21 protein-coding genes and 1 tRNA gene are annotated in these 26,282 nt (G+C 65.7%); 13 read left to right on the top strand and 9 right to left on the bottom strand.

Annotation, left to right across the window (positions count from 1 at the left end):
• Positions 1 to 361: 361 nt before the first annotated feature.
• The 4 genes from FHW78_RS17815 to FHW78_RS17830 form a co-directional block, all read right to left on the bottom strand.
• Entirely contained in the window at positions 362 to 1,192 is an 831-nt protein-coding gene (locus FHW78_RS17815) for an NAD-dependent protein deacetylase (RefSeq protein ID WP_183643789.1), read from the bottom strand.
• 114 nt (positions 1,193 to 1,306) lie between these two features.
• Positions 1,307 to 1,888: a hypothetical protein gene (locus tag FHW78_RS17820; protein WP_183643794.1), complete on the bottom strand. Its 582-nt coding sequence runs from the start codon at positions 1,886 to 1,888 to the stop codon at positions 1,307 to 1,309.
• 18 nt (positions 1,889 to 1,906) lie between these two features.
• Complete coding sequence (locus FHW78_RS17825; RefSeq protein ID WP_183643797.1) at positions 1,907 to 3,037, bottom strand: PilT/PilU family type 4a pilus ATPase; 1,131 nt, start codon at positions 3,035 to 3,037, stop codon at positions 1,907 to 1,909.
• Positions 3,038 to 3,154: 117 nt separating this feature from the next.
• Positions 3,155 to 4,192: a type IV pilus twitching motility protein PilT gene (locus FHW78_RS17830; protein WP_141453781.1), complete on the bottom strand. Its 1,038-nt coding sequence runs from the start codon at positions 4,190 to 4,192 to the stop codon at positions 3,155 to 3,157.
• 99 nt (positions 4,193 to 4,291) lie between these two features.
• Between FHW78_RS17830 and FHW78_RS17835 the strand changes: the two genes are divergently transcribed.
• The 8 genes from FHW78_RS17835 (at position 4,292) to FHW78_RS17870 (ending at position 13,725) form a co-directional block, all read left to right on the top strand.
• Positions 4,292 to 4,966, top strand: coding sequence for a YggS family pyridoxal phosphate-dependent enzyme (locus FHW78_RS17835; RefSeq protein ID WP_183643800.1), 675 nt, complete (start codon positions 4,292 to 4,294; stop codon positions 4,964 to 4,966).
• 655 nt (positions 4,967 to 5,621) lie between these two features.
• Positions 5,622 to 6,647, top strand: coding sequence for a fimbrial protein (locus FHW78_RS17840; protein ID WP_183643802.1), 1,026 nt, complete (start codon positions 5,622 to 5,624; stop codon positions 6,645 to 6,647).
• Between the two features lie 213 nt (positions 6,648 to 6,860).
• Positions 6,861 to 7,484, top strand: a complete 624-nt coding sequence (locus FHW78_RS17845) for a fimbrial protein (RefSeq protein WP_183643806.1) — start codon at positions 6,861 to 6,863, stop codon at positions 7,482 to 7,484.
• Between the two features lie 70 nt (positions 7,485 to 7,554).
• Positions 7,555 to 8,274, top strand: a complete 720-nt coding sequence (locus FHW78_RS17850; RefSeq protein WP_183643809.1) for a molecular chaperone — start codon at positions 7,555 to 7,557, stop codon at positions 8,272 to 8,274.
• A 110-nt stretch (positions 8,275 to 8,384) separates the two neighbouring features.
• Entirely contained in the window at positions 8,385 to 10,907 is a 2,523-nt protein-coding gene (locus FHW78_RS17855; RefSeq protein WP_183643811.1) for a fimbria/pilus outer membrane usher protein, read from the top strand.
• Between the two features lie 28 nt (positions 10,908 to 10,935).
• On the top strand, positions 10,936 to 11,934 hold the full coding sequence (locus FHW78_RS17860) for a fimbrial protein (protein ID WP_183643815.1): 999 nt from the start codon (positions 10,936 to 10,938) through the stop codon (positions 11,932 to 11,934).
• Positions 11,927 to 12,700: a molecular chaperone gene (locus tag FHW78_RS17865; RefSeq protein WP_218533635.1), complete on the top strand. Its 774-nt coding sequence runs from the start codon at positions 11,927 to 11,929 to the stop codon at positions 12,698 to 12,700. The genes FHW78_RS17860 and FHW78_RS17865 overlap by 8 nt, the downstream gene beginning before the upstream one ends.
• A complete protein-coding gene (locus FHW78_RS17870) occupies positions 12,697 to 13,725 on the top strand; it encodes a fimbrial protein (RefSeq protein ID WP_183643818.1) in 1,029 nt (342 codons plus the stop codon). The genes FHW78_RS17865 and FHW78_RS17870 overlap by 4 nt, the downstream gene beginning before the upstream one ends.
• 906 nt (positions 13,726 to 14,631) lie before the next feature.
• Here the strand turns inward: FHW78_RS17870 and FHW78_RS17875 are convergent.
• Complete coding sequence (locus FHW78_RS17875; RefSeq protein ID WP_183643821.1) at positions 14,632 to 15,060, bottom strand: PepSY domain-containing protein; 429 nt, start codon at positions 15,058 to 15,060, stop codon at positions 14,632 to 14,634.
• A gap of 536 nt (positions 15,061 to 15,596) precedes the next feature.
• On the opposite strand from FHW78_RS17875, the gene FHW78_RS17880 reads away from it, so the two are divergent.
• A complete protein-coding gene (locus FHW78_RS17880) occupies positions 15,597 to 16,253 on the top strand; it encodes an OmpW family outer membrane protein (protein ID WP_183643824.1) in 657 nt (218 codons plus the stop codon).
• Between the two features lie 384 nt (positions 16,254 to 16,637).
• Here the strand turns inward: FHW78_RS17880 and FHW78_RS17885 are convergent, their stop codons facing one another.
• From FHW78_RS17885 to FHW78_RS17895, 3 genes are all read right to left on the bottom strand, one after another.
• Entirely contained in the window at positions 16,638 to 19,847 is a 3,210-nt protein-coding gene (locus FHW78_RS17885) for a hybrid sensor histidine kinase/response regulator (protein WP_183643829.1), read from the bottom strand.
• A 108-nt stretch (positions 19,848 to 19,955) separates the two neighbouring features.
• Positions 19,956 to 20,681 carry a polysaccharide deacetylase family protein gene (locus FHW78_RS17890; RefSeq protein ID WP_343205580.1) on the bottom strand — a complete coding sequence of 242 codons (726 nt, stop codon included), beginning with the start codon at positions 20,679 to 20,681 and terminating at the stop codon, positions 19,956 to 19,958.
• Positions 20,678 to 21,769: a glycosyltransferase family 4 protein gene (locus FHW78_RS17895; protein ID WP_183643832.1), complete on the bottom strand. Its 1,092-nt coding sequence runs from the start codon at positions 21,767 to 21,769 to the stop codon at positions 20,678 to 20,680. The genes FHW78_RS17890 and FHW78_RS17895 overlap by 4 nt, the downstream gene beginning before the upstream one ends.
• 192 nt (positions 21,770 to 21,961) lie before the next feature.
• Between FHW78_RS17895 and FHW78_RS17900 the strand changes: the two genes are divergently transcribed.
• A tRNA-Lys gene (locus FHW78_RS17900) sits at positions 21,962 to 22,025 on the top strand.
• A gap of 694 nt (positions 22,026 to 22,719) precedes the next feature.
• On the opposite strand, the gene FHW78_RS17905 is transcribed toward FHW78_RS17900, so the two are convergent.
• A complete protein-coding gene (locus FHW78_RS17905; protein WP_183643835.1) occupies positions 22,720 to 23,073 on the bottom strand; it encodes a hypothetical protein in 354 nt (117 codons plus the stop codon).
• Positions 23,074 to 23,489: 416 nt separating this feature from the next.
• On the opposite strand from FHW78_RS17905, the gene FHW78_RS17910 reads away from it, so the two are divergent.
• The 3 genes from FHW78_RS17910 to FHW78_RS17920 all read left to right on the top strand — a co-directional run bounded on the left by FHW78_RS17910 (position 23,490) and on the right by FHW78_RS17920 (position 26,243).
• Positions 23,490 to 23,780: a type II toxin-antitoxin system RelE/ParE family toxin gene (locus FHW78_RS17910; RefSeq protein ID WP_183643838.1), complete on the top strand. Its 291-nt coding sequence runs from the start codon at positions 23,490 to 23,492 to the stop codon at positions 23,778 to 23,780.
• Between the two features lie 77 nt (positions 23,781 to 23,857).
• On the top strand, positions 23,858 to 24,301 hold the full coding sequence (locus FHW78_RS17915; protein ID WP_183643841.1) for an addiction module antidote protein: 444 nt from the start codon (positions 23,858 to 23,860) through the stop codon (positions 24,299 to 24,301).
• A gap of 631 nt (positions 24,302 to 24,932) precedes the next feature.
• The gene (locus FHW78_RS17920; protein ID WP_183643844.1) at positions 24,933 to 26,243 is read left to right on the top strand and encodes a hypothetical protein; all 1,311 of its coding nucleotides are present in this window, start codon (positions 24,933 to 24,935) and stop codon (positions 26,241 to 26,243) included.
• Positions 26,244 to 26,282: the final 39 nt, after the last annotated feature.

A 26,282-nucleotide genomic window follows, 5' to 3' on the forward strand; every position in this document is an offset into this window, starting at 1 on the left:
GCAGTCCACATCGAACACCAACAACTCCCTTCCCCCGCAACGCGGGGGAAGGTGCCGAAGGCGGATGGGGGCAAATCCGTCCGCACATGGTGACCCCATATCAGGCGCCGCACCCCGACGTTCCCTTATGCGGGCAGATGACGCCTGAAGCGCCCTCTTCCGGCGCTTCGCGCCACCTTCTCCCGCAAGCGGGAGAAGAGTTTCACCCTGCACGGCCAGCAGCCCCGCCACGCAGTCCACATCGAACACCAACAACTCCCTTCCCCCGCAGCGCGGGGGAAGGTGCCGAAGGCGGATGGGGGCAACACCGATAGCGCACAAAGCACCTCTTCCCGCGCCGCGCGCCACCTTCTCCCACACCCTACACGGCAGGCAACACCGCCACGCAATCAGCATCCAGCTTCAAATCCGCCAGCGCATCCGCTCGGGTCTGCCCACGATTGAGCAAGGCAATCGGCTTGCCCGCCTCATGCGCGATGCGGGCGAAACGGAAGCCCGAATAGACCATCAGCGAAGACCCCACCACCAGCAATGCCTCCGATGCGTCCAGCGCCGCCAACGCCCGCTCATAACGCTCACGCGGCACGTTCTCGCCGAAGAACACCACGTCCGGCTTCAGCATGCCGCCGCAGACATCACACGGCGGCACCCGGAACCGGCTGAAATCCAGCCCCTCCAGATCCGCATCGCCATCCGGCGCGGTCGCCGCCTCCAGTCCATGCCAACCAGGATTCGCAGCGTGCAGGCGTTCCTGCAACGCCGCCCGCGCAGACAACGCCCGGCATTGCAGGCACACCACCTGATCGATGCGCCCATGCAGATCGATCACATCGCGGCTGCCCGCGCGCTCGTGCAGGCCATCGACGTTCTGGGTCAACAACTGCGACAACCGCCCGCCCTGCCACGCCGCCAGCGTCCGGTGCGCCGCATTCGGCTGCGACTGCGCCATCCGCGGCCAGCCCACGAAACTGCGCGCCCAGTAGCGCGCATTGGTCAACGGATCCCCGGTGAACGCCTGATACGTCACCGGCGGCGTGCGCTTCCACTGGCCGTCGGCGTCGCGATAGTCGGGAATCCCGGAGGCTGTGCTGCAACCGGCTCCGGTCAATACGAACACACGGTCGAACGGAAGCAACCACTCGCGCAGGCGATCAGCGGCGTCGGTGTGCGGGGCGGTCAGGGCGATCGACATGCCGTCATCATACGGTGGGCCAGGCACGGGAGCTGTCTTTGAACCGCGCGCCGCCCCGCCGTCATGAATCTCCTGCCCCGGCAATCATTGAGAAGGTACTGCGTCCTGCTTCCGCTAAGCCGCTGGCACAAGGGTCGACAAAAAATAAATCAGCAAACCCAGCAACAGGATGGCCCAGCAGGCGCCACCGACGACGATCCCCAGCCAGTTCCAGGCATTGAAGCCGTCTTCGTCCCGATACACCGTGGCGTCGATGAACTGGTTGTAGCGACGTGCCCTCGCGTTCATCGGCAACAGCGGCAGCACCGATAGCGGAGACAGCAACCACAGCGGGCCGGGCAACAGCACGGAGAGCGCCAGCACGACATAGGCGATGGCCAGCAGTCCCGCCGGAGCCCTTTTTTCCCGCGTGCCATCGGCGGCGATTCGGTTGATCGCACGGAAACAGGCGTAGGCATAGAAGAGGGCGAAGATCGAGCGCCAGGCAGGATTGAATTGCCTGCGATCATGCTGCCTGACCGCGCGCCAGGCGCGGTAGAACCACCAGACGGCGTACCAGCCCAGGGTAAACACCATCATCACCACCAGCTTCAAGGTGGGTGGTGCGAGGAAAAATGGCTTGGCGCGCGTGGCCGGCCGCTCTTCGATGGCCCCATCGGGTGCCCGATAGGGGCTGCTGTCCAGACCGGTATCCATCCCGTCAGATCATGCGCCTCAGCGCACTTCCGCCACTTCCACCCCATCCAGCCCCTGCGCCAGGGTGCGGGCGTCGCCGCCCTGGGAGAGTTTGATGCGCAGGCGGACTTCGTTCTGGGAGTCCGCGTAGCGCAGGGCGTCCTCGTAGGAGATTTCGCCGGCCTGGTACAGCTCGAACAGGCTCTGGTCGAAGGTCTTCATGCCGAGGTTGGTGGATTCCTTCATCAGTTCCTTCAGCTTGTGGATCTCGCCGTCGCGGATGTAGTCCTGGACCAGCGGGGTGCCGAGCAGGATTTCCATCGCCACGCGGCGGCCCTTGCCGTCCGGCGTGGGAATCAGCTGCTGCGCGACCACGCCCTTGAGATTGAGCGAGAGGTCCATCAGCAGCTGGGTGCGGCGGTCTTCCGGGAAGAAGTTGATGATGCGGTCCATCGCCTGGTTGGCGTTGTTGGCATGCAGGGTGCACAGCACCAGGTGGCCGGTTTCGGCGAAGGCGATGGCGTGGTCCATGCCCTCGCGGGTACGCACCTCGCCGATCATGATCACGTCCGGCGCCTGGCGCAGGGTGTTCTTCAGCGCGGCGTCCCAGCTGTCGGTGTCGATGCCGACCTCGCGCTGGGTGATGATGCAACCCTCGTGCTTGTGCACGAATTCGATCGGGTCCTCGATGGTGATGATGTGGCCGGTCGAGTTCTGGTTGCGGTAGCCGATCATCGCCGCCAGCGAGGTCGATTTGCCGGTGCCGGTGGCGCCGACGAAGATGATGATGCCGCGCTTGGTCATCGCCAGCGTCTTGATCACCGGCGGCAGGTTCAACTCCTCCACCGTCGGGATGCGGGTCTCGATGCGGCGCAGGACCATGCCGACCTGGTTGCGCTGGTAGAAACAGCTCACGCGGAAACGGCCCACGCCAGCCACGCCGATGGCGAAGTTGCACTCGTGGGTCTTTTCGAATTCCTCGCGCTGGGCCGGCGTCATCACGTTCAGCACCAGGTCGCGCGACTGCTGCGGCGTCAGCGGCGTCTGGGTGATCGGCGAAATCTTGCCGTGGACCTTGATCGACGGCGGCATGCCGGCGGTGATGAACAGGTCCGACGCCTTCTGGTGCGCCATCAGCTTGAGGAAGGAGGTGAAGTCGATGCTGCTCATGGGTGGCTCCCTGTGGGAGCCGGGATTGGGGATTGGAGATTGGGGATTCGCATCCCGTCTCGACTCTTGAATCCCGGCTTTTGCGAATCTCTAATCCCGAATCTCGAATCCCGGCGCTTACTCGAACAACCGCTTGTCCTTCGCGTATTCCTTCGCCTGCTGGCGGGTGACCAGGCTGCGCTTGACCAGGTCCTGCAAGTGCTGGTCGAGGGTCATCATGCCGTACTGCTGGCCGGTCTGGATGGACGAATACATCTGCGCCACCTTGTCCTCGCGGATCAGGTTGCGGATGGCGGGGGTGCCGACCATGATTTCCCAGGCCGCGGTACGTCCGCCGCCGACCTTCTTCAGCAGCGCCTGGCTGATCACCGCGCGCAGCGATTCGGACAGCATCGAGCGGACCATCGGCTTCTCGCCGGCCGGGAACACGTCGATGATGCGGTCGACGGTCTTGGCCGCCGAACTGGTGTGCAGGGTGGCGAACACCAGGTGGCCGGTCTCGGCGGCGGTCAGCGCCAGCCGGATGGTTTCCAGGTCACGCAATTCGCCCACCAGGATGTAATCCGGGTCCTCGCGCAGCGCCGAGCGCAGCGCCTCGTTGAAGCCGTGGGTGTCGCGGTGCACTTCGCGCTGGTTGATCAGGCACTTCTGCGAGGTGTGCACGAACTCGATGGGGTCTTCCACCGTCAGGATGTGCGCGTATTCGTTCTTGTTGATGTGGTCGATCATCGCCGCCAGCGTGGTCGACTTGCCCGAACCGGTCGGGCCGGTCACCAGGATCAGGCCCTGCGGCTGGGCGATCAGGTCGCGGAACAGCGGCGGGCAGCCCAGGTCTTCCAGGGTCAGCACGTCGGAGGGAATGGTACGGAACACGGCGCCGGCGCCGCGGTTCTGGTTGAACGCGTTGACGCGGAAGCGGGCCAGGCTGGGAATCTCGAACGAGAAGTCCACTTCCAGGAATTCTTCGTAATCGCGCCGCTGCTTGTCCGACATGATGTCGTAGACCAGCGCGTGGACCTGCTTGTGGTCCAGGGCCGGGATGTTGATGCGGCGGACGTCGCCGTCGACGCGGATCATCGGCGGCAGGCCTGCCGACAGATGCAGGTCCGATGCCTTGTTCTTGACCGAAAACGCCAACAGCTCGGCGATATCCATAGGTTTGCCTTCCCCCGAAATAGTGCTGCAAAACTGGAACGATGCTGCCCCTGAAGGCAGTATAGCGCTCCCCAATGACCTTCCAACCGCCCCCGGATGATGCTCGCCGACACCCTTCGCGACACCCTGCAACGTATTGAAAACGCTGCGGATGCCGCCCATCGGCCAGCCCCCCGCCTGCTGGCCGTGTCCAAGACCCAGCCGGGCGCGGCGGTGGCCGCGCTGGCCGCCGCCGGACAGCGGTCGTTTGGTGAGAATTATGTGCAGGAAGCGGCCGCCAAGGTCCGTGATCTGGTCGAGCTTTCGCTGGATTGGCATCTGATCGGGCACCTGCAATCCAACAAGGCCGAGCTCGCCGCGCAGTTGTTCGACTGGGTGGAAACGGTGGACCGGCCCAAGCTGGTGGCCGCGCTCGCCCGCCATCGCCCGGCCGACCGACCGCCCTTGAACGTGCTCATCCAGGTCAACATCGACGACGAAGCCAGCAAGCATGGCTGCGCGCCCGCCGATGCGCCCGCGCTCGCCGCCGCCATCGCCGCCGAACCCCGGCTGGCCCTGCGTGGACTGATGTGCATCCCCATCCCGCATGCGGATCCGGAGCTGCGCCGTCCGGCGTTCGTGCGCATGAAGGCGCTGTACGACGCGCTGGCGACGGCGCATCCCGGCGTGGACACGCTGTCGATGGGCATGAGCGACGACTACCCGATCGCCATCGCCGAAGGCGCCACCCAGATCCGCATCGGCACCGCGCTGTTCGGGCGCCGGCCGGGCTGATGCTTTAGGCCGGATACACAGTCTCTAGAACTCCCCGTGGTCATGCCCCTCCCCCGCTTGCGGGGGAGGCTGGGTGGGGGCGGGGTCCGAAGCACGTAATGCATCCACGCACGGACAACAGCGATTGCAGCTCACTCGCCCGCTTGCCCCCATCCGCCCTTCGGGCACCTTCCCCCGCAAGCGGGGGAAGGACGCACGAGGGAAAGGAACTCATTCCCCCCACAAGATGACACTGCCCCTCCCCCGCTTGCGGGGGAGGCTGGGTGGGGGCCGCATCCGAAGCACGTAGCACACCCGCACAGAACAACCGCGAACACAACTCACTCGCCCGCTTGCCCCCATCCGCCCTTCGGGCACCTTCCCCCGCACGCGGGGGAAGGACGCATGCGGAGAAGAACTCATTCCCACACCGCAACATGGAACTACCCCTAGGCCGGGTGGGGGCCGGCTCCGGAGCACGCAGCCATTTCGCGCCTCGGCCCGACGAATGAACCCATGCCCCACACCAAGCCGACAATCAACTCACTTTAGGATTCTTCCTATATCGGGCCGCACGGTGCCCAACAAGAATTCCTGCGCTCCGTCCCGACACCCCACAAGCGGCATACGCGTCATCGCGTCGGCGGACGGCATTCCTCCGAACCAGGAACCGCGCGTGAAATTCCCGAACATCCCGCTCCGGACATGTCGCGCATGGCCACTGCTGTTGATGTTCGGCGCGCCCGCATTGGCCGAAGCCAGCTGCAGTCCGTGGGGCGCGCTGGAGAACCTGAGCCAGACCATCCCTTCGCCGCCCACTACCCCCATCAACCTCAAACTCGTCCCCATCGGCCAGGTGATGGCGAGCAAGGAACTCCTGCTCCAAGGGGGCCAGCGCATCTACACCTGCCGCCGCGGCACCGTCTACGGCATGACGGTGGCGAACATGACGCTCCCGGAAAGCGGCCAACCCAAGGTCTATCAAACCCCGGTCGAAGGCGTCGGGGTCCGTATCGGCTTCCGCGAAATCTACGCGAACGGTTGGCAGGACACCCGTTATCCCCCCTTCCAGGCCAGCGATCTGGGCGGAGGCGAAGTACTCAGCAGCCCGTATTACGCCGTTGTCGAATTCATCCGCACCGACGCCTACGTGGGCAAGGGCAGCGTGGTCTTCAGCTATCGCGCCGATCTCCCGATTCCCTCCCGGCCGGAAACGCTGATCGACATCGCCGGCACCCACCTCCGCTTCAACCTCACCCACGATACCTACTACACCCGCTGCATGCCGGTCGTGTCGCCACTGGAAGTGCCGATGGGACGGATCAGCACGCTCGATCTCACCCGCAGCGCCGCACCCGCGCGCTCTTTCACTCTCGACATCGACTGCGAAGGCGCCCATCCCGCCACACCACCGCCGGTGCGCATCCATTTCCAGGGCGATTCGCCGCGCGACGGCTGGTTGAACCTGGATCTCGCCGGCCGCGCGGACATCGCCAGCGGCGTGGGCATCGCGCTGAAGGACGAGGACGGCAATCCGCTGCCGTTCTCGCCCGAGCGGGCGTTGCCATTGAAGTGGCAGGACGGCACGCGCCAGCGCCAGCGATATCGCCTGTCCGCGACCGCGCGCTACGCCAGCGAGGGCGGCACGCCCGGTGCGGGACGCGCCGACGCCAGCCTCACCTACGTGCTGGATTACAACTGAGGCCTCGACGCAGCGATTCCCCATCGTTCGCGCGTTCGAACGCGGCAACCCACGCCGCAGCGCGCGCATTGCACGCAACGACGCTCATATAGGTGAACGCTTGTACAGCACACCTAAACGAAAGCGCATCACTTTAGGAACTTTCCTATGGGATGGATACGGCACCGAATCGAGAATTTGCACTCCTTTCCACCAACCAAACGGAGTTTTGCAATGTCCAAATCCCTCCTGGGCCTGTCGGTCCTCATCCTGGCCGGCGCCACCGGTTCGGCCATGGCCGCTGACGGTGCCATCAAGTTCACCGGCGAGATCATCGCGTCGTCCTGCACCATGAAGCCGGGCAACGGCGGTACGCCGGAAGCCGCGGGCAAGATCCTGGCCATCGACCTCGGCAAGGTCGGCGCCGACTCGCTGTCCGTAGGCGGCGGCCAGGGCAATATCGGCGCGGCGAAGAACATCGACATCCAGCTCGACTGCGGCGGTGTTCCCAATGGCCTCAAGAACGTCCACCTGAGCTTCAAGCCCAGCGACGGCGTCGGCGCTGAAACCGGCACCGGCGTGGTCGGGAATGATAGGCGGCTGCTGGCAGTCACCGGTGGTGCCACCGGCGTCGGTATCGGCGTGTTCGACAGCGCCAACGAGCTGCTGAACCTGGGCGATCCGCTGACCCAGATCAGCGGTGCCCTGGACGTCCAGAACATCGGCACCGTGGAAGAACCGAAGTACAAGGGCACCGCCAACCTGGCGCTGCGCGCGGCCTACGTCAAGGTCGGTGCGGATCCGGTGGTTCCCGGTGTCGCCAATGGCTACCTGCCGTTCCAGCTGAGCTACGACTGAGTCGCTCTTTAGCTGTTCCGGGGGGCGGTGTTCCGCCCCCCTTTTTTCCCCACGTTTCCACGGGACCGCCATGAACCTCACGCCATGTATCCGCGTCGCATTGGCCGGCGCCCTGTTGCTGTGCGCCAGCCTGGCCCAGGCCAGCATCCAGTTGGGCGCCACCCGCGTCGTGCTTGCCGCGCCGGCCCACGAAGTCACCGTGCCGGTCAACAACAAGATTGCCCAGGACACCATGATCCAGTCCTGGATCGAAGGCGAGGACGATGCCGCCGGGCAGGACGTTCCCTTCGCCGTCACCCCGGCGCTGAGCCGGCTGGGCGGCAACCAGCAGCAGACGCTGCGCATCTTCTATCAGGGCCAGGGCCTGCCGACCGACAAGGAATCGGTGTTCTGGCTGTCCGTGCAGGAAATCCCGCAGAAGGCCAAGGGCGAGAACGTCCTGCAGATCGCCGTGCGCCAGCGCATCAAGGTGTTCTATCGCCCCGCCGGCCTGGAAGGCAAGCCGGAAGACGCCGCCAAGGCGCTGCGCTGGCAGTGGAGCACGCAGGACGGCAAGCCCGCGCTGCGCGTCAGCAATGCCTCGTCCTACCACGTGTCGGTGACGAGCGCCGCGCTGAAGGACGGTGATCGCCGGCACGCGCTCGAAACCCGGATGGTCGCGCCCGGCGCGACGGTCGTGTTCCCGCTGAAGGACGGCGCCGCGCGCCCGGCCGCCAACGCCACCGTGTCCTTCCAGTACGTCAACGACTACGGCGGCGTCGACCAGCTCGATGCCACGCCGTCGCGCTGACGCCCACAAGGCCTTGATGCCGGAGATCCGCACCACCGTCGTCCACTGATTTTCCCCCGAGAGAACGCTGCGCCATCCCACGGCGGATGCGCCCAAGCAAGGAACACCGCATGCCCGCTCTGCCCGCCCACCATCGACTGAGCCTCGCCCTGCGCCACGCCCTGTACTGCGTGGCGTTCGTGGGCCTGTCTTCCGTTTCGGCCATCGCCGCCGAAGCGGGCGACGACGACGCCAGCTTCGAATTCAACGAGATGTTCCTCAGCACGCGCGGCGGCGGCGGCAGCGTGGATCTGCGCTACTTCGAGAAGGGCAGCTCGGTCGCGCCGGGCACCTACAGCGTCGACGTCTACCTCAACCTGAGCCTGGTCCGCCGCCACGACATCGTGTTCGCGCCGGACGCCAAGGGCCGGGTCGCGCCGGTCCTGCCCTATGGCCTGCTCAGGCAACTGGGCGTGGATGTGGCCAAGCTGCAACAGGAAGGCCTGCTCGATCCGGCGGAAGACGATGCGCCGGTCGATCTCTCGCGTATCCCCGCCGCGCGCGCCGAATTCGACGTCAACAATCTGGCGCTGATGGTCAGCGTGCCGCAGGTCTACGTGCCGCGGCGCTCGCGCTCCTACGTGGATCCCTCGCTGTGGGACAACGGCGTCACCGCGTTCTTCAGCAACTACCAGGCTAACTTCAACAGCAACCACGACCGCCGCAGCGGCGAGGATCGTCACTACGGTTACCTGAGCCTGCGCAGCGGCCTGAACGTCGCCGGCTGGCGCCTGCGCAACGACGCCTCGCTGAGCACCGGCTCCAACCAGCCCAGCCGCTTCCGCAGCCACCGCACCTGGCTGGAACGCGACGTGCGCCGCTGGAACGCCAAGCTGTCCCTGGGCGAGCTGTACACCTCCGGCGAAGTGCTGGACAGCGTGCGCTTGCGCGGCGTGCAGCTGTCCACCGACCTGGGCATGTGGGCCAACGACCAGCAGGGTTACGCGCCGGTCGTGCGCGGCATCGCCGAAACCAACGCCACCGTGGAAATCCGCCAGAACGGCGTGGTGATCCATTCCATGCCGGTGCCGGCCGGCGCGTTCGAAATCGAGGATCTGCCTTCCAGCGGTTCCAACGGCGATCTGCACGTCCGCATCCTCGAAGCCGATGGCCGGGTCCGCGAGTTCACCCAGTCCTTCGCCGCCCTGCCGGTGATGATCCGTCCCGGCCGCCTGCGCTACAGCCTGAGCGCGGGCGAATACCGGGGTGGTCCGCAGGAAGACACGCCCACCGTGGCGCAGGGCTCGCTGGTCTACGGCCTGAGCAACAACTTCACCGGTTTCGGCGCCGCGCTGGCGGCGCAGGACTATCACGCCGTCAGCCTGGGCATGGGCCTGAACTCGCGCCTGGGCGGGCTGTCGCTGGACACGACCCACAGCCGGTCGCGCGCGCCCTCCGGCCGCACCGAGCAGGGCCAGAGCACCCGCCTGCTGTACGCCAAGACCCTCACCGGCACCGGCACCACCTTCACCATGGCCGGGTACCGCTACTCCACCGAGGGCTACCGCACCTTCGGCCAGCACATGGCCGACCGCCGCAACACGTCGAGCTCGATCCACTACAGCCCGCAGAAGAGCCGGGTGGATCTGACCGTCAACCAGCTGCTGCCGCGCAGCCAGTCGCTGTACCTGACCCTGGGCGAGACCAGCTACTGGAACCTGCCCGGCAGCACCCGCACGTGGCGCTTCGGCTACGCCGGCAGCATCGGCAAGTTGAACTACAACCTGGCCATGTCGCGGGATCGCGACCCGCACCGCGAGCGCGACGACACCCAGGTCAACGCCAGCTTCAGCCTGCCGCTGGGCATGGGCAGCCGCGCGCATCGCATGAGCGCCAGCGCCAGTTCCACCCGTCACGGCGCCGACCGCGTGCAGGCCGGCCTGAGCGGTTATCTCGACGCCAACCGCAACGCCAGCTATTCACTCCAGGCCAGCCATGCCGAGGGTTATGGCAGCAGCGGCAGCGCCAACGTCAACTGGGCCACGCCGCTGGCGCAACTGGGCGGCACCTACCAGCAGGGACCGGACAGCCGCCACGTCGATCTGAGCGCCTCCGGCTCCGTGGTGATCCACCGCGGTGGCATCACCCTGGGCCAGCCGGTCGGCGAAACCTTCGGCCTGCTGGAAGTGCCGCGCACGGCCGGCGTCGGCCTGACCAACTGGAACAACGTGCGCACCAATCGCCGCGGCTACGCGGTGGTGCCCTACCTGCAGCCCTATCGCATGAACTGGGTGGAGGTGGACACCCGCAAGCTGGGCCTGGACACCGAACTGCTGGGCAACGCGCCGCAACTGGTGCCGACCCGTGGCGCCATCGCGCGCGCCAGCTACCAGGCCGAAACCGGACGCCGCGTGCAGTTCGTCCTGCGCCGCGAGGACGGCACGGTGCCGTTCGGCGCGATGGTGTACGGCGCGCAGGACAAGGTGCTGGGCATGATCGACAACCAGTCGCGCGTGCTGGTGTTCGGCGTGGAAGACCAGGGCCGGCTGGACGTGCGCTGGGGCGATGGCGCCTGCGTGGCCGACTACACGCTGCCGGCCGCGCAGGCCGGACTGGCCTACGACCGGGTCACCCTGGTCTGCCGTCCGCAGTAATCGCGGCCCGTCCCGTTCCGCACGCATCATGAAGCGCATCCCGTCCCTGCTCGTCCGCATCGCGTTCCCGGCGCTGCTGCTCGTCGCCGGCGGTGCGCAGGCCGCCTGCGTCTTCAATGACTTCTCCGAGACCACTCTCGACATGGCGGGAACGCGCGATGTCATCCCGAGCGCCGTGCGACCGGTGGGCGGCATGATGTACTGGTACAGCCGGTACTTCAACAATGTGCGGACGATCATATGTGATGTCGACACGCCCCTCAGCCTCGTCGCCGACGACGGCCAGATGATCAAGGCCCCGGGCCAAGAAGGCCGCTATGAAACCGGTGTCGAGGGCGTGGAGCTGGAAATCGGGTTCGGAAAAAGCGCCGACAACGGCGACAAGGTGGAGATGAAGACCGGTTGGCAGGGCGTGGCCAAGAGGGGCGTCAACACCCCCGTTCCCCGCAAGATTGTCACCCAATTCATGCGCAGCGGCAGCCATGTCGCGCGCAGCGGCACCATGACCTTCCACTACGCGGCCCGCCTGATGGCCGGCAACCAGACCTTGTTGACGTTCCGCCTTCCCGGCGCGACCTTCAACTTCACCAACAACGTGATGCTGACGAGTTGCTACGCCGAGAACCCGGACATCCCGGTCGCGATGGGCACGGTGCCCTTCGAAACCGTTCGCCGCAACCTGGCCACGCCCCGCGACTACGCCATCGATATCCGCTGTTCCGGTACCAACGGTGCGGCGACGCCGGTCAAGACCTTCTTCGAGGGCAACGTCACCGCCGACGGCATCCTCAAGCTGGCGGACACGCCCGCATCCGCCTCCGGCTTCGGCATCGCGGTGACCGATGCCGAAGGCAACCCCGTTCCGTTCCACGATCGACCGCGATCCCTGCCGTCTGTCTGGCAGGACAGAATCGGCGTCGAAGACCGCTATCGCTTCCAGGGCAAGGCGCGCTATGTGCCCCTCGCCGGCCCGCTGAAGGCAGGCAGCGCCGACGCGGTGATGAGTTTCGTCCTTGACTATGACTAACCCCCTCGCCCGGACCGTCCTCCGTCTGCTGGCGCTGCTGGTGCTGGCACTTGCCGCGCTGGCCCCGGCTGCACGCGCGGAGCTTTACTTCGACGGCAAGAACCGCTTCATCATGGAGGGCACGCGCATGCGCCTGCCCATCACCAACCAGGCCGTCCATCCGGCGCTGCTGCATCTCTCGCTGGACTGGGGCGACGAGGAGTCGCAGGCACCCTTGCCGCTCGCGCTGTCACGGCCGCTGCTGAAACTGCTGGCCGGCCAGCAGGCGCACGTGGACGTGTTCTACCAGGGTGAGGGCCTGCCGACGGATCGCGAGTCCTATCTGCTGCTCCGCATCCTGGACGTGCCGCAGGCGCCACACGCCGACAACACCATGCAACTGGCGCTGCGGCATCACTTCAAGCTGTTCTACCGCCCGCCCCTGCCGACCACGCGGGAGCAGGCCTGGGCATCGCTGTCCTGGGAGCGATCCGGCGACGGCGACACGCCGGTGTTGCTGGCGCGCAATCCCTCGCCCTACTACCTGACCCTCGGTCATCTGGAAATCCTCGATGCCAGCGGGCAGCCCTGCGGCGATCCACGCGAGCATCTGATGATCGCCCCCTATTCCAGCCAGTCGCTGCCCGCGCCCGGCTGCCACGCGGCGCAACTGCGCTACCAACTGATCAGCGACGCCGGCAATCCGCACGCGCGCGTGTTCACCCTGTCCACCTCCGGCCACGATGCAACGGCATCCCGGCCGGCCCTTCCGGAGAAACAACCATGAGGATCCTGATTCGATTGTTGGCGCTGGGCGCGCTGCTCGTGCTGTCGCAGAAAAGCCATGCGCTGACGTGCACGATGGACGGTACCTATTTGGCAGACTACTACCTGGAAACAACCGTCGCGATCTCCAACACCATGCCCAAAGGGACCGTCGTCTGGCGATCACCCAACCGGATTGGGACGCTGAAGTGCTGGCAGGAGCAGCCGGCCGGCGCCGAATTGGTCTATCTTTATGCGAGTCCGGAAAGCAACCTCGCCCTCGGGGAGGATATCGAGATTGGCATCAACATCGACGGTACGGACTACACATACTCCAACCTGACCCAGGTCAAGAATGGCATAAAGAGGGAGCCAACCGAGCTCAAGCTCGATGGGTGCCGCAGCTTCGCCGGTTGCGAGGACCAGGCGAAAATAAAGACCGTGTCCTACAATTTCTTCTTCTCCAAGCGTTCTCCTGCCAACACGGGACAAGCCAAGGAAGGGCCGGTCAGCAGCCAGTCGAAATTTGCCGTATTCCAACTGGATGGCGAAGGTGGATTGAACCCAAAAGTTGGCTCGAATTACAGGCAGTACGTGCACAATCTTCATAACCTGCGCTACATCGCCTGCAGTTCGACCATTGCGCTGTCCCAGTCCACCATCAACTTCGGCAGCCTGAGCAATGTCAACGCCCAGCGAGATCAGATTGCCCGGCAAAAGCCCTTCAGCATCACCGCCAACAAGAACTGCGACAGCGCCTACGGCTTGGCAGCGCTCTTGAAGCCGCTCACGGACGCCAAATTGGATGCACAACGAGAACACGTACTGGTTCCCGAGGACAACAAATCGGTTGGCATCACCCTGCACGACATGGACAACAACGAGCGCGTGGTTCCGTTCAACCAGGAATTCGAACTGGTGCCACACAGCCAGGACAGGACAGTGACGCGGCACTTCGCCGCCCGCGCCGTCTGGCTGACGGACAAGGCCAATACAACGCTCGGAAAATTCAACGCCGGCGCGACCATCGATATCTATTACAAGTAGCGTCATTCCGCGCCGCACCCCAATCCGCCCGGCGCCGTAGAGCGGAGCTCGCTCCGCTGCCTGAACGACCACGGATAGCCCGTCATCCCGGCGAAAGCCGGGATCTCTTTGATTTTTTTGATTGGACGGGGGCGCGTGACGCGGTTCGGTTTGCGCACGGAGCAAAGAGCAAGAGGGGTCCCCGCATTCGCTGGAATGACGGACATTCGCGGCCTTCAGCGCTAAGCCAATTCCCCCGTAGAGCGGAGCTTGCTCCGCTGCCCTCCGCGACCGAACATCCCGTCATCCCGTCATCCCGTCATCCCGTCATCCCGTCATCCCGTCATCCCGTCATCCCGTCATCGCGGCGAAGCCGGGCTCCTTTGGCTTTTGATTGGCCGGGTGTTCGGCACGCGTTGGCCAGCGCACGGAGCAAAGAGCAAGAGGGCCCCCAGCTTTCGCTGGGACGACGGGCGTCGCGGTCTTTCGCTACGTTGAGTCCCGACGTAGAGCGGAGCTTGCTCCGCTGCCCTCCGCGACCACGAACATCCCGTCATCGCGGCGAAGCCGGGCTCCTTTGGCTTTTGATTGGCCGGGTGTTCCGCACGCGTTGGCCAGCGCACAGAGCAAAGAGCAAGAGGGCCCCCAGCTTTCGCTGGGACGACGGGCGTCGCGGTCTTTCGCCACGTGAGCCCCGACGTGGAGCGGAGCTTGCTCCGCTGCCCCTCGCGATGCAAAGAGCAAGAGGGGTCTCCGCGTTCGCTGGGATGACGGTTTGCCGGGTGTAGTACCGCGCCCGCGCGAACTTCCGGGGTTCCACCCCTGGAGCAAGTTACTTCTGTCCGGAAGTTCGCGTGGGCGCGGGGTTCGGGGTGGATGGTGGAGCGGAGCGAGCTCCGCTCTACGCGGGTGCAGGTGTGGGTTCGATCAGTCGTCGAACTTGCTGTTGAGGATGCGGCCGTCGTAGCCGCTGACCTTCAGGTCCACGCGGCGTCCCTGCGGATCGGTGGCCTCCACCTCCCAGACGCCGGCATCACGATCGATATCGGTGAAGGCGCGATAGCCCTGCCCTTCCAGCTTCGCCAGCAGATCGCGCATGGACAACACCTTGCGATTGCCGCGCAAATCGAAGATCTCGCCGGTGGCCGGATCCACGGAGACCTCATCCCACAAGCCATAGGGACGGCGGATTTCGGCTTCCCACAGGCCGTCGTCGTATTCGAGATCGCGGACTTCGCCGTAGCCGGCCTGCTGGAGCAGCGTGATGACCTGCTGCGGGCCCACCGGTTCGGCCGCCTGGGCGGTCGTCAGGCAGGCGCCAAACAGCCCGAGCGCGACGCACAAGGCCATCTTCATCGGAGCACGCGGGGTGTGGGATGGAGGATTTGTCCGGTACGCGATTGTCGCGTTGCTGAAAATTCCTTCGTTGTTCGAACGCATGTGCACGCCATCCTCTTGAAGCAAAAAACGGGCGAACAGCTTGGAGAACCGACGCGGCGCTGTCCCTCGGAACCGTCCGAAAAGTGGGGAGTCCGTGTCCGAAGAGCCAACAGCGAAAACAGGGCGGTGTTCGCCGGGACAAAGAACACCGCTCTTTCCAACGTAGAGCGGAGCTCGCTCCGCTGCCCTCGCCCCACTGCCTTTCCCAGCTACGGATACTCCGTAATCCCGCCGAAAGCGGGAGTCCCCCTGGCTCCTGGCATCCCGCCGAAAACTCACCGTTACCCACAGATCCGTTTCGGAATCCTCCGATTCCTGCCACCCCGGCGCTTGTCGAGAATGCCCGGGCCTTTTCCCTTGCAGGAAGGCAGCACGCAGCGCGCATTCGACGCGTGTTTTCCATCCGGTCGCCTGCATCGCCGGATGCTTCCCTTCCCTTCAGAGAGTATTTGATGAAAGTTCGTATCTTGGCGGCCGCCGTCGCCGCGATGAGCCTGGCCGGTGCCGCGCAGGCCAAGGACGCGGCCCACAGCCGCTTTGCCGTCACCGCCGGTTTCGCCTCCCAGCACCTGGGCGGCGACAAGCCGCTGAATGTCACCCTGACCGATGCCCCCGCCGGCGGACAGGTCGAGAACGACCGCAGTGACGAAGGCGCCACGCTGGGTTTCAGCTGGTTCATCAACCGCAACATCGCCATCGAGCTGTGGGGCGCTTCGCGCTTCGACGCCAGCACCGAAATCGACATGGAGAACGCGCCGGACATCGGCGTGAGCAAGTACCGCACCCGCCCGCTGGCGCTGACCGCGCAGTACCACTTCACCCAGCTGGGCGATCGCTTCAAGCCGTACGTCGGCCTGGGCGTGCATCGCACCAAGGTGGACGGCGAGTGGATCAACCCGGCGCTGGACGGTGCGCATGACTTCCGCATCGACGACGGCACCGGCCTGGCCGCGACCGTGGACCTGGACGTGAACCTGCCGAAGAACTGGTTCGTCCGCGGCGACGTCCGCTACCTGCGCTGGAACAGCGATGTGCGCCTGGACAACCTGCGCTCGGACGTGGACATGCATTCGCTGGTTTATGGCGTGAGCGCGGGTTTGCGGTTCTGAGGCGGGCCAGTCAGAAATAGGTTCACTTTCCCCCCTTTACTAAATGGGGGATTGAGGGGGATTTGTTCTTTGCGCCAAGAGCAAATCCCCCGTCCTCCGCTGCGCGGAGGCCCGCCCCCTTTTTTAAAGGGGGCTTTTTTTGGGTTTCTGTGCAGGTGGGGGGTATGGCTTTTTCTCCCCCTTGACCAGCCATTCGGCTGTTGAAAAACGCCTGAAAAAGGGGGATTGAGGGGGATTTGCTCTCTGCGCCAAGAGCAAATCCCCCGTCCCCCGCTGCGCGGAGGCCCGCCCCCTTTTTTAAAGGGGGCTTTTTTTGGGTTTCCGTGCAGGTGGGCTATGGCTTTTCCTCCCCCTTTGGAAAAGGGGGATTGAGGGGGATTTGCTTTATGAGTGATCCAGCCTCACCAGTTCCACTTCCAGCGCTCGCATCGCCGCTCCCGTCTCATCGACCACCTCGGCAGCGATACCCTCGGCGCGTATCCGATCTTCCAGCCGTTCGAAGCGGGCGATCAGCTCATCCATCTGCATCATCGCCAGCGCGCCGCGCATGCGATGCAGGGTGGTGATGGCGGTGGCCGGGTCCTGCCCTTGCAGGGCAATGGCGACGGCGGCGGCGTCCGCGCGCATGGTGTCGACGAACAGGCGGCGATACTGCGCCGGCAATTCTTCCGCCGCGTCGGGGGGTGCGACGTCGCCCGCGTCGCCGGCATCCCCGGCGGACGCCGCATGCGCACGCAGCAGTTCCCATAATCCGCGCAGGCCAATCGGCTTGACCAGCCAGGCGTTCATGCCGGCTTCCCGGCAGCGTTGTTCTTCCTCGCGCATCGCGTTGGCGGTGACGCCGATGATCGGCACGTCGGCGTCTTCGCGGCGCAGGGTGGCGGCCAGTTCGTAGCCGTTGAGGCGCGGCATGTTGACGTCGGTCAGCACCGCGTCGAAGCGTTCGCCGCGCCACAGTGCGAGCGCCTCCACGCCGTCTTCCGCGGTCGCGACCGTGCAGCCCAGCTGTTCCAGCTGGTGCGCCAGGGTGGCCCGGTTGATCGGATTGTCCTCGGCCACCAGCACACGCAGGCCCAGCCGGCCGGCGATGGGACCGGCCCGCAGCGGCGCGGGCGCGACGGGCTCGCCCCGGCGCAACGCGAGGATCGCCTGGGCGAGCGCGTCGCGGTGATGCCCATCCACGGCCGTTGGCGTGGCGTCGCCGGCATCGGCGCCCAGTACGCGCGGTCCCGGCCATGCCGGGGGGGTGTCCGGCGGCGGCAGCACGTCCACCAGGATGGCGTCCGCATCGGCGGGCGTCGCCGGCACGACGGCCGGCGCGGCGCGCGCGCCCCAGCGTTCGAACCAGCGGCACAGGTCCGCCGTCAGTTCCGGATGCGGCGTGCGCACGCGCAGCACCGCGTCGGAGAGATCGGCGTGGGTGTCCGTGCCCGCGTCGGCCGTCAGCGGCAGGCTCAGGCGGAAGCGGCTGCCGCGTCCGGGCACGCTGTCCACGGCGATGTCGCCCCGCATCAGCCGCGCCAGTTGCATGCAGATGGACAGGCCCAGGCCGGCGCCGCGGAAGGTGTGGCTGGCCGCATCGACCTGGTAGAACGGTTCGAACAGCCGTGCCTGATCCTCCGGTGCGATGCCGACGCCGGTGTCTTCCACGTCCAGTACCACGTGCGCGATACCGTCACGCGTTTCGCTGCCCAGCCGCACTACCACCCGGCCGTGTTCGGTGAACTTGATGGCGTTGCTGATCAGGTTGTCGAGGATCTGGCGCAGGCGTGCCGGATCCCCGCGCAGCCATGCGGGCAGATCCGGATCGATGCAGGCGAACAGATCCAGTCCCTTCTGCCGGGCCATCGCCGCGTAGCCGGCAACCGCGTCCTCGACGAGGTGCCGCGGATGGAAGGCCACCGCGTCCAGCGCCAGCTGGCCGGTCTCGATGCGGGTGGTGTCCAGGATGTCGCTGATGAGCTGCAACAGCACCGCCGAGGAGCTCTGCACGGTCTGCAACTGGCGGCGCTGCTCCTCGTTCAACGGCGTGAGCGCCAGCAATTCCAGCGTGCCCAGCACGCCGTACAGCGGCGTGCGGATCTCGTGGCTCATCGTGGCCAGGAAGGTGGACTTGGCCGCGCTGGCGCGATCGGCCTCGCGCTTGGCGCGGGCCAGTGTGCGTTCGATTTCCGCATGCGCGCTGATGTCGGTGAAGGCGCACAGGATGACCTCGCGCATGCGGTAGCGCGTGGGCGAGTACGCCACGTGCAGCGGGCGGCCATCGGCGGCGGCGAATTCCTCCAGCAGGCCGGCGCCCTCGACCCCGGCCAGCCGTTCCCGCAGGCGCGACAACGCCCCGCTGACCGCCGACGACGAATCCCCGGCCAGCCCCAGCCATTGCCGCGCCAGGCCATTGCCGAACACCACCTCTCCCGAGGCGCGATCCAGCACGCACAGGGCCACCGGCGTGGCGTCGATGATGGTCCGGTTGAACGCTTCGTTGTCGAGGATGTCGCGCTGGGCGGCGAGCGCGGGCGCGACCACGCGGCGGTCGTACCAGCGGCCGAAGCCGAGCGCGCCGGCGATGCCGGCCAGCAACAGCAGGCCCGCGCCCAGCGGCAACCACAGGTTGTCGCGGAACAGGCTGAGGTAGCCCACCCGGTAGTAGGCGTCCCACTGCCCGTTCGCATCGTGGAAATGGAAGACCCAACCCCGGCGGGTGTAGTTGAGACCCAGATCTTCAGCGGGCGGTGGCGTGCCGCCGCCGTCCAGCACGACGCCCTGGCGGGTCAGCCAGAAATCGTCGTAGATCGCTTCGCTCAGATGCCATTCGAACACGCCCACCCGCGAGAGCGTCAGCAGGGTGGCGGCGTAGAAGTCCGGCGGCTGTTCCCTTCCCGTGCCCCACAGGCGGGGCGGAATCGGCGCCGGCAGCACGCCGATGAGCCGCTCAGGCAGATCCGGCGAGCGCAGCCAGCGCACGTTGCGCCCGACCGGCTGCTGGCCCGCCGGGGTGCCGCGTTCGGCCAGGTGCGCGCGCACCGTATCGATCACCGCCGCGAACTGCGCCGGCTCCAGCCGGCCCAGTCCGGATTCGACGCCGATGCCCGGCACGCTAGCGGCCAGGCTGCTGTTCCGGTCGAGCAGGAACACCTCGCCCGGCGGAAACGGCGAGCGCGACCAGAAGGTCGTGTAGGCGTTGCTGAGGTGCTGGCCGACTTCCGGCAGCGCGGCCTGCGCGGCGTCGCAGTCGGCCTGCGCGCAGACCAGCGAGAACGGCAGGTGCACGCCGGCCTCCTGGCCCAGCCACTGGCGTTCGCCGGGACGCGCCGGCTGCGGCATCTCGCGCAGGGTTTCCTGCGGCCAGTCGGGCAGCGAGGCCAGGCGCGCGTTCTGCTGGCTGAATGTGGTCAGGAAGGCTTCGTGCTGGTGCACGTAGCCGGTCATCACCCCGAAATCGACGGCCAGCTTCTGCTGCTGCTCGGTCAGCAGCCGGTGCATGCCCCAGTACAGGCCCAGTCCCAGGAACAGCAGCACCGGCAGGATGCCGAGCAGCGCGAACCGCAGCCAGCGGACCGAGCGGGTGATGCGGCCGAACGGAGTGTCCTTCATCAGCGTGCCGGTGGCCGCGCGCGGCGAGCCAGCGCCGCCACGCCGCCGGAACCGACGGTTCCCTGGGTGGAGATGCCGCGATTCTAACCAGCCGGACTCGCGTTTCGGCTAGCGGCGGTCCCCGTAGCGGGTCGCCAGCTTCAGCCAGAACTGCGGCAGATGATGCTGGTTGAGGACATGCACGCGCGGCACCCGCAGCGGATCCACGCCGATCCGCGCGCGGCCACGCACGGTGGTGGTGGCACCCGCGAAGCCCGCGCGCCGCACCGCCTCCACCACCCGATCGTCATGCGCGCCCCAGGGATAGCAGAACTGGGAGACGCGCAGGCCGAAGCGATCCTCCAGCGCGCGCTTGCCGCCGCCCACTTCGTCTTCCAGCGTGGCGTCGTCCAGGGTGGTCAGGCGCGCATGGGTGCGGGTGTGTGCACCCAGCTCCATGCCGGCGTCGATCCACGCGCGCAGCGCGCCTTCGTCGGCCAGCGGGCTGGTCACGCCCAGCACATCCTCGGACCAGCCATTGCGCTGGCCGATCCGGTCCGCCACCGCGTAGCAGGTGGCGCGATGGCCATGCCGTCGCAGAATCGGCAGCGCGGTGGTGACGTTGTCGAAAAAACCATCGTCGAAGGTCAAGGCGCACAGCTTTTCCCGGGGCACTACTCCGCCCTGCAGGACCGCATGCGCCTCGTCCATGGTCACGCCGCGATAGCCGCAATGCGCCAGCAGCGCCATCTGCCGCGCGAACGCGCGCGCACCGACGAAGATACTGCGCCGCCGGCTGCCCTTCGGCACCGGCCCGATGCTGTGGTACATCAGCACCGGCAGCACCGCGCTCACGCCGGCAGCTCCAGCACCCGCCGGTACAACGCCACGGTGTCATCCACCATGCCGCGTGCGCTGAATCGCTCGCGCTGGGTCCGCCGCGCCTGCTGGCCCAGGCGCTCGCGCAGCGCGGGATCCAGCAGCTTCTTCAGCTGCCAGGCCAGACCGTGGGCATCGTCCGAGGTGAACAGCAGGCCGTTGACGCCGTCCTCGATCACCTCCGGCATGCCGCCGGTACGCGCGGCGATCACCGGCAGGCCGGCGGCCATCGCTTCCAGCAGGGACAGCGACAGCGCCTCGCTGCGCGAGGGCTGCACGAACACGTCCATGCCGCGCAGCAGCGCGGCCACGTCATCGCGATAACCGGGCAGGCGCACCCGTGCGTCCAGTCCGAGCCGACTGATCAAATCGGCGAGTTCGTCCGGCCAGTCGCCCGTCGCGTCGCCCAGCATCACCAGATCCATCGGCTCGCCCACGGCGCCCAGCAGCGACAGCGCACGCACCAGCAGATCGTGCCCCTTGTGCGGCACCATCCGGCCGACCATGCCAATGGCCAACCGCTCCGGCGCGATGCCCAGCCGCTCCCGCGCCGCCCTGCGCTCGGACTCGCGCGTATCCGGAAGCGTATCGACGCCGTTGTAGATGCGCTCGATCCGCGCCGCCGGCAATCCCTTGTGGACCAGGAACTCGCGCACCGCCTCGGACACCGCGATCATCCGCTGGTTGCGGCGAAACCCCTTCCAGGTCTGCAAGGAGTGGATGGTCGCCACCGAACGGCAGCGCCCCCACCCGCCGGCCAACGCACTGTAGAAGGCGCTGCGCCGCGAATGCCCATGCACCACGTCGATACCGCGCTCGCGCACCAGCCGGCGCAGGCGCAGGTGCGACACCGGATCGATCAGCCCGCGAAAGCGCAGCGGCGTCCAGTCCAGCCGTTCCGCCTCGGCTTGCCGCTGCAACCAGGAGCCCTGCTGCAAGGCCAGGGTCACCCCATGGCCGGCATCACGCAGGCCGCGGCTCAGTGACAGCACCTGCCGTTCCAGGCCGCCATAGCCTTGGGTATGGACGACTTGCAGCAATCGGAGGGGACGATGGGGAGGCATGGGAAAGGTCGCGCGAGAAATGTGACGCGACCTTGCCGTCCGGTGGGGGGCTGGACCATCGGATAACTCTGAAAGTGGTTGGGGGGATGCGAGCCTCGCTAGAGGTGTGGTACGAAGCGCTCTGAGCGCTCATCCCGGCTCAAGCCGGAAACTGCCAATCAGGCATTCACACTGCATCTTCGATTGCCCGTAGGGCGGTCGGTAGAGCAAAAGACTTTTAATCTTTTGGTCGAAGGTTAGAATCCTGCGCGACCCGTCATTGGTTCAATGACTTGTGTCGGACATCGTCCATAGCAGTTGAGACGATGTCGGATGCAGGTCTCTCATCGGCTCTCTTTTCAGAACAGACATCCAAAACAGTCGCCATCCATGACCAAACTCTTTCGCATTGGCCAAACCTTGTTCCTGCCAGTTGTTCTGGCGCTGTCCAGTACGGCTTGCTCCGCCAATACCAAGGACGACTCCAAATGGTTACTGGGGACTTGGGAAAAGACAGCGGACGAGGACAATGGGCCGCCCGATTCAATTACGTTCCGAGTCGATGGCACGTTCGTTACGTACGACAAGCAGTGCAAAGAGCATGCTAACGATTACTTTGTCGAGAAGGACATGGTTTTTCTTGTCATTCCCTTGGCCAAGGGGCCGGTCGCTCTCGTTCTTCAACCAGCTTCGGACAGGTCATCGATGTCTTTCACATCTCCCCGCACTCAGAACAGAGCGACATACGTTCCCTCCAAGACCCCACACTGTCGACCCCGCAGCTAGCCATTCGCCCCAGACCGAATCCCCATCGCGCAACAGTTGGGGTCAACGTCTAGCCTGGCACTTCTTTTGCGCTGATTTTTTAGCGCGTGCTGGTGTATGAAAAAAGCCCCATGTATCCCGCGGCGGTAGGCAACCCACCAGTACATGGGCGGCCCCCGAGCGCACAAAGCCCCAGATTCGGGCAATCAAACCTCACCCGCTCTCTCGTCATTGCCTCCCTGCGGCTCCTGCAACGCATCCGCCAGCGCCAGAGGGAGCGGCAGGTTGCCCAGGTACTCGGCCAGTTCGTGGCCTAGCAGATCTTCGTGATCGCGAAAGAATACGGGGCCGGTCGTCAACGTCCATCCGTCCTCGATGCGACGCCAGCCGCGTGTGCTGCGCACCATCAATCCGCCCATGTCGAGCAAGCCGGCCAGGGTGATGTTGTCCTCGCTGACGCGCAGGACGATCTCGGCGACTACGCGCGCGCGTCGGTTATCGGGATAGGTTGGACGATACGAAGTGGAACTGTTGAGGGTGGCTTGAATGGGCTTGCGCATGGTGCGGGACTCCTGAGTTGGCTGGAGTCCACCGTCCCGACTGCAATCGGGGGCGGCGGACGGTACGGGTTGCAGTACCGGACTCAGGAGCCGGCGAGGCCGAAGCCCCCCACGTACCGTCCGCCATGTAGCTGGCTGGGAGTTGCCCATAGAGAAGCCGGGCAACAAAAATGCGCCGTGCATCGTCGGATGGGCGCTGGTACGCCTGAGAAGTCGAGACTGCAATCCCGGTCGCCGAATTTGCGGCGACGCGGGGATGCTGGATCCGCTCCCATGCGCCCGTCAACGCACATTGAGCCAATGATCTGCTTCTGACATTTATGGCGTCAAGGGCGGGGAACGCAGCTACTCAATGGCCCAGGGCGAACGCGAGCAGGAGCTTGCACGGAAACTGGAGTGTCCAGTATAGTGGACACATGGCGACCATTCAGACCACGGATGTGTTTGATCGCTGGTTCGAAAAGCTGCGCGACAGGGAAGCGAAAGCCCGTATCAACGTACGGATACGGCGTTTGTCGAAGGGCAATCCTGGCGATCACCGCAATTTGACGAAAGGCGTGACGGAACTCAGGGTCAACCACGGCCCCGGCTACCGCATCTACTACGTCACGCGTGCCGGCATCACCTACCTCCTGCTGTGCGGAGGCGACAAGGACTCGCAAGAACAGGACATTGCCCAGGCGCTCGCCATGAGCGATGAGCTTTAGTTTCCCGAAGGACCGAATCCCCCGCGATTGACTGTCTGCGCCACAACACTCGTTTAGCTGCAAAGGGAATCAGACCCATGAGCGCAAAAATCAAAACCCGTCCCTGGGACGCTGCGGAACATCTTCGGGATGAAGAAGATATCCGCCGCTACATCGAGGCAGCCCTCGAAGAAGCTCCGGACGATGCGTCTTTCCTGGCCGCGGTGCTGGGTGACGTGGCACGCGCCCAGAACATGGCCAAGCTCTCGCGCGATACCGGCATTGCCCGTGAAACGCTGTACAAGGTGATGCGCGGCGAAGGCAACCCAACGCTTGAGACCGTCGGAAAGATGGCAAAGGCACTCGGGTTCCGTCTCACGCTCACGCCCATCAAGCCTGAAACGCGGGTAGCCAAGAAGCCGGCCGCTGCTCGCAAGGCTATCCGGAAGCGAAAGAGCGCCGTCCAGGACACGGTGGAAATTCTGACCAGCAAGGCCAAGAAGAAGTCCACGCCGACAGTGCGGCGCGTTGCTGGTGGCTGAGCGCGGCATCGCGGCCACCGTTACCGTCCTCCGACAGCCCATGGATTGTCGCGGGTTCATTTTTCCTCGCAGACCTGTCCCCGCGCAGCTTTAGGAAACTTCCTAGGCCACGCATGAGATGTTCCGCCTAGGCTGTTTGGCCTTTTCTGAAACACGTTCGCCCATGTCATGCACGTTCTCTTCTGCTCGCCTGCGCGACTGCTCACGTCCGTCGGCTTTGACATGCGCGCCGAAGATTTTGTCTCCGCCATGTGAGCAGTGCCTGTGTACTGCCCCTTTCCCCGCTTGCGGGGGAAGGTTGGGATGGGGGCGAGGCTGTCGTCGTGCGGGGAATACACGCTGCGCTTACGTTGGGGGCCCCCACCCCAGCCCTCCCCCGCACGCGAGGGAGGGAGCGGTGCGCGTGTTTCGTTCGTTTTCTCGTCGGCGTCGCTCCTTCCCCCGCTTGCGGGGGAAGGTTGGGATGGGGGCGAGGCTGTCGTCGTGCGGAAAAGACATGCTGCGCTTGCGTTGGGGGCCCCCACCCCAGCCCTCCCCCGCACGCGGGGGAGGGAGCGGTGCGCGTGTTTCGTTTGTTTTCTTGTGAATGCTGAAAGGGGGATGCGTGAGAAGCTGTCAGCCATTTGATTTCTTGACCGGTCGTAAGCGCCAGCGTGCATTCGTGCTGGTGCTGCTTGCGGCCGTCGGCTTTGATCTGCATGCCGCAGCATCCGTCTCCGTGGTGGAAGCGGCCGATATCCATCTGCAAGCCTACCTTCAGGCCGAGGCGCGGCAGGTGGAGCGACTGTCGGCGTATCTGCGGAACGAGACGCCTTCGTCCTGCACGGAAAGATGCGACATCCCTTCGCTGCCCGGAGTCGCGATTGAACGTCGGCTGGAAGAGGCACTCGCAGTGCGTGGCGTGGCGGAGACACCGGCGCTCACGTCGCGCATCGGCGCGATCACGCAGGCGATGACGGAGGGGGTGCGCCGCTCACGCTGCCATGCACTGGATGCATCCAGTGCGTTCTTCGGGGCCGCCACGCCGGAAGAGGCGGGCGAGGCGATGGTCCGCTTCCGCTGTGATTTGCCCGATGCCGCCGTCGCGTTGCGGCATGCCGCGACCTTGCGGGAACACGGCGACAGCGTATCGGTGGACGCGCTGTTGCGCACACACCTGGACGCCGCGGTGGCCCTGCGCCGGGCACCGCGGCGCACGGTCGATGCGGAGATGCTGATGCATCGCGATACCGGTGGCGGCTGGCGGACGATGCTGCCGGCGCAGTGGATGGAATACTTCCTTGCCCTGCTCGAACATGCCGACGCCCCGGCCACCGCGGTGCCGGCAGCCAACCTGTATCTGCGGGCACATCTGGGTTTCGTGGCCGCGGACCGGAAGAAGCTGGACGACTACCTGCGATCCTCGTTGGACGCCGCTCGGGATGAACCAGACACCACGTTGGCGGATCTGCTTAATTCGCTCGACGAGGAGACTGCATGGGACGAGAACGTGGCAGTCGCCCGACTGACGGGCACGTTCCTACCCCATCGTGAGGGCGGAAAACTCGCCCGGCTTTTTGAAGAGATACCCCAGCAACGCATCCAGGCCCTGTCCCGGCAGATGGTCGTCGCGGGGAAACAGGCGCAATGCACGGCCATGCAGGTGGAAGCGCTTCCGTTCGAATACAGCCGTCATGCGCGCGTCGCCGTCCGTTGCCAGCTTCCGGACATCGCCGTGGCCGCCGGGCGGTTCCAGCAACGTGCGGACGCGGGGATTCCGGTCACCGTGAAGGAGGTGGACGCCCTGATTGCCGCGCTTGCGTCGCCGGCCCGGCGCGATCACGACGGCTCGCTGGAGCTGGAACTCATCTGGGCGCGCGGTGATACCTGGTACGTGCATCCAAACAAGGTCTTCGACATGATGCTGAGGATGCTGTTTTCGCCGGCACGCGATGTACCGTGATCACTCGCCGGTTCTCCGTCCCCCTTGGAAGTGAATGAA

The organism is Pseudoxanthomonas sp. OG2 (assembly GCF_014192765.1).
Classification (GTDB): Bacteria; Pseudomonadota; Gammaproteobacteria; order Xanthomonadales; family Xanthomonadaceae; genus Pseudoxanthomonas_A; species Pseudoxanthomonas_A beigongshangi.

Bases quoted from the DNA above. Each gene is read 5' to 3' on its own strand.
- FHW78_RS17815 (WP_183643789.1), bottom strand. From the start codon at position 1,192: ATGTCGATCGCCCTGACCGCCCCGCACACCGACGCCGCTGATCGCCTG.
- FHW78_RS17820 (WP_183643794.1), bottom strand. From the start codon at position 1,888: ATGGATACCGGTCTGGACAGCAGCCCCTATCGGGCACCCGATGGGGCC.
- FHW78_RS17825 (WP_183643797.1), bottom strand. From the start codon at position 3,037: ATGAGCAGCATCGACTTCACCTCCTTCCTCAAGCTGATGGCGCACCAG.
- FHW78_RS17830 (WP_141453781.1), bottom strand. From the start codon at position 4,192: ATGGATATCGCCGAGCTGTTGGCGTTTTCGGTCAAGAACAAGGCATCG.
- FHW78_RS17835 (WP_183643800.1), top strand. From the start codon at position 4,292: ATGCTCGCCGACACCCTTCGCGACACCCTGCAACGTATTGAAAACGCT.
- FHW78_RS17845 (WP_183643806.1), top strand. From the start codon at position 6,861: ATGTCCAAATCCCTCCTGGGCCTGTCGGTCCTCATCCTGGCCGGCGCC.
- FHW78_RS17850 (WP_183643809.1), top strand. From the start codon at position 7,555: ATGAACCTCACGCCATGTATCCGCGTCGCATTGGCCGGCGCCCTGTTG.
- FHW78_RS17855 (WP_183643811.1), top strand. From the start codon at position 8,385: ATGCCCGCTCTGCCCGCCCACCATCGACTGAGCCTCGCCCTGCGCCAC.
- FHW78_RS17860 (WP_183643815.1), top strand. From the start codon at position 10,936: ATGAAGCGCATCCCGTCCCTGCTCGTCCGCATCGCGTTCCCGGCGCTG.
- FHW78_RS17865 (WP_218533635.1), top strand. From the start codon at position 11,927: ATGACTAACCCCCTCGCCCGGACCGTCCTCCGTCTGCTGGCGCTGCTG.
- FHW78_RS17870 (WP_183643818.1), top strand. From the start codon at position 12,697: ATGAGGATCCTGATTCGATTGTTGGCGCTGGGCGCGCTGCTCGTGCTG.
- FHW78_RS17875 (WP_183643821.1), bottom strand. From the start codon at position 15,060: ATGAAGATGGCCTTGTGCGTCGCGCTCGGGCTGTTTGGCGCCTGCCTG.
- FHW78_RS17880 (WP_183643824.1), top strand. From the start codon at position 15,597: ATGAAAGTTCGTATCTTGGCGGCCGCCGTCGCCGCGATGAGCCTGGCC.
- FHW78_RS17885 (WP_183643829.1), bottom strand. From the start codon at position 19,847: ATGAAGGACACTCCGTTCGGCCGCATCACCCGCTCGGTCCGCTGGCTG.
- FHW78_RS17895 (WP_183643832.1), bottom strand. From the start codon at position 21,769: ATGCCTCCCCATCGTCCCCTCCGATTGCTGCAAGTCGTCCATACCCAA.
- FHW78_RS17905 (WP_183643835.1), bottom strand. From the start codon at position 23,073: ATGCGCAAGCCCATTCAAGCCACCCTCAACAGTTCCACTTCGTATCGT.
- FHW78_RS17910 (WP_183643838.1), top strand. From the start codon at position 23,490: ATGGCGACCATTCAGACCACGGATGTGTTTGATCGCTGGTTCGAAAAG.
- FHW78_RS17915 (WP_183643841.1), top strand. From the start codon at position 23,858: ATGAGCGCAAAAATCAAAACCCGTCCCTGGGACGCTGCGGAACATCTT.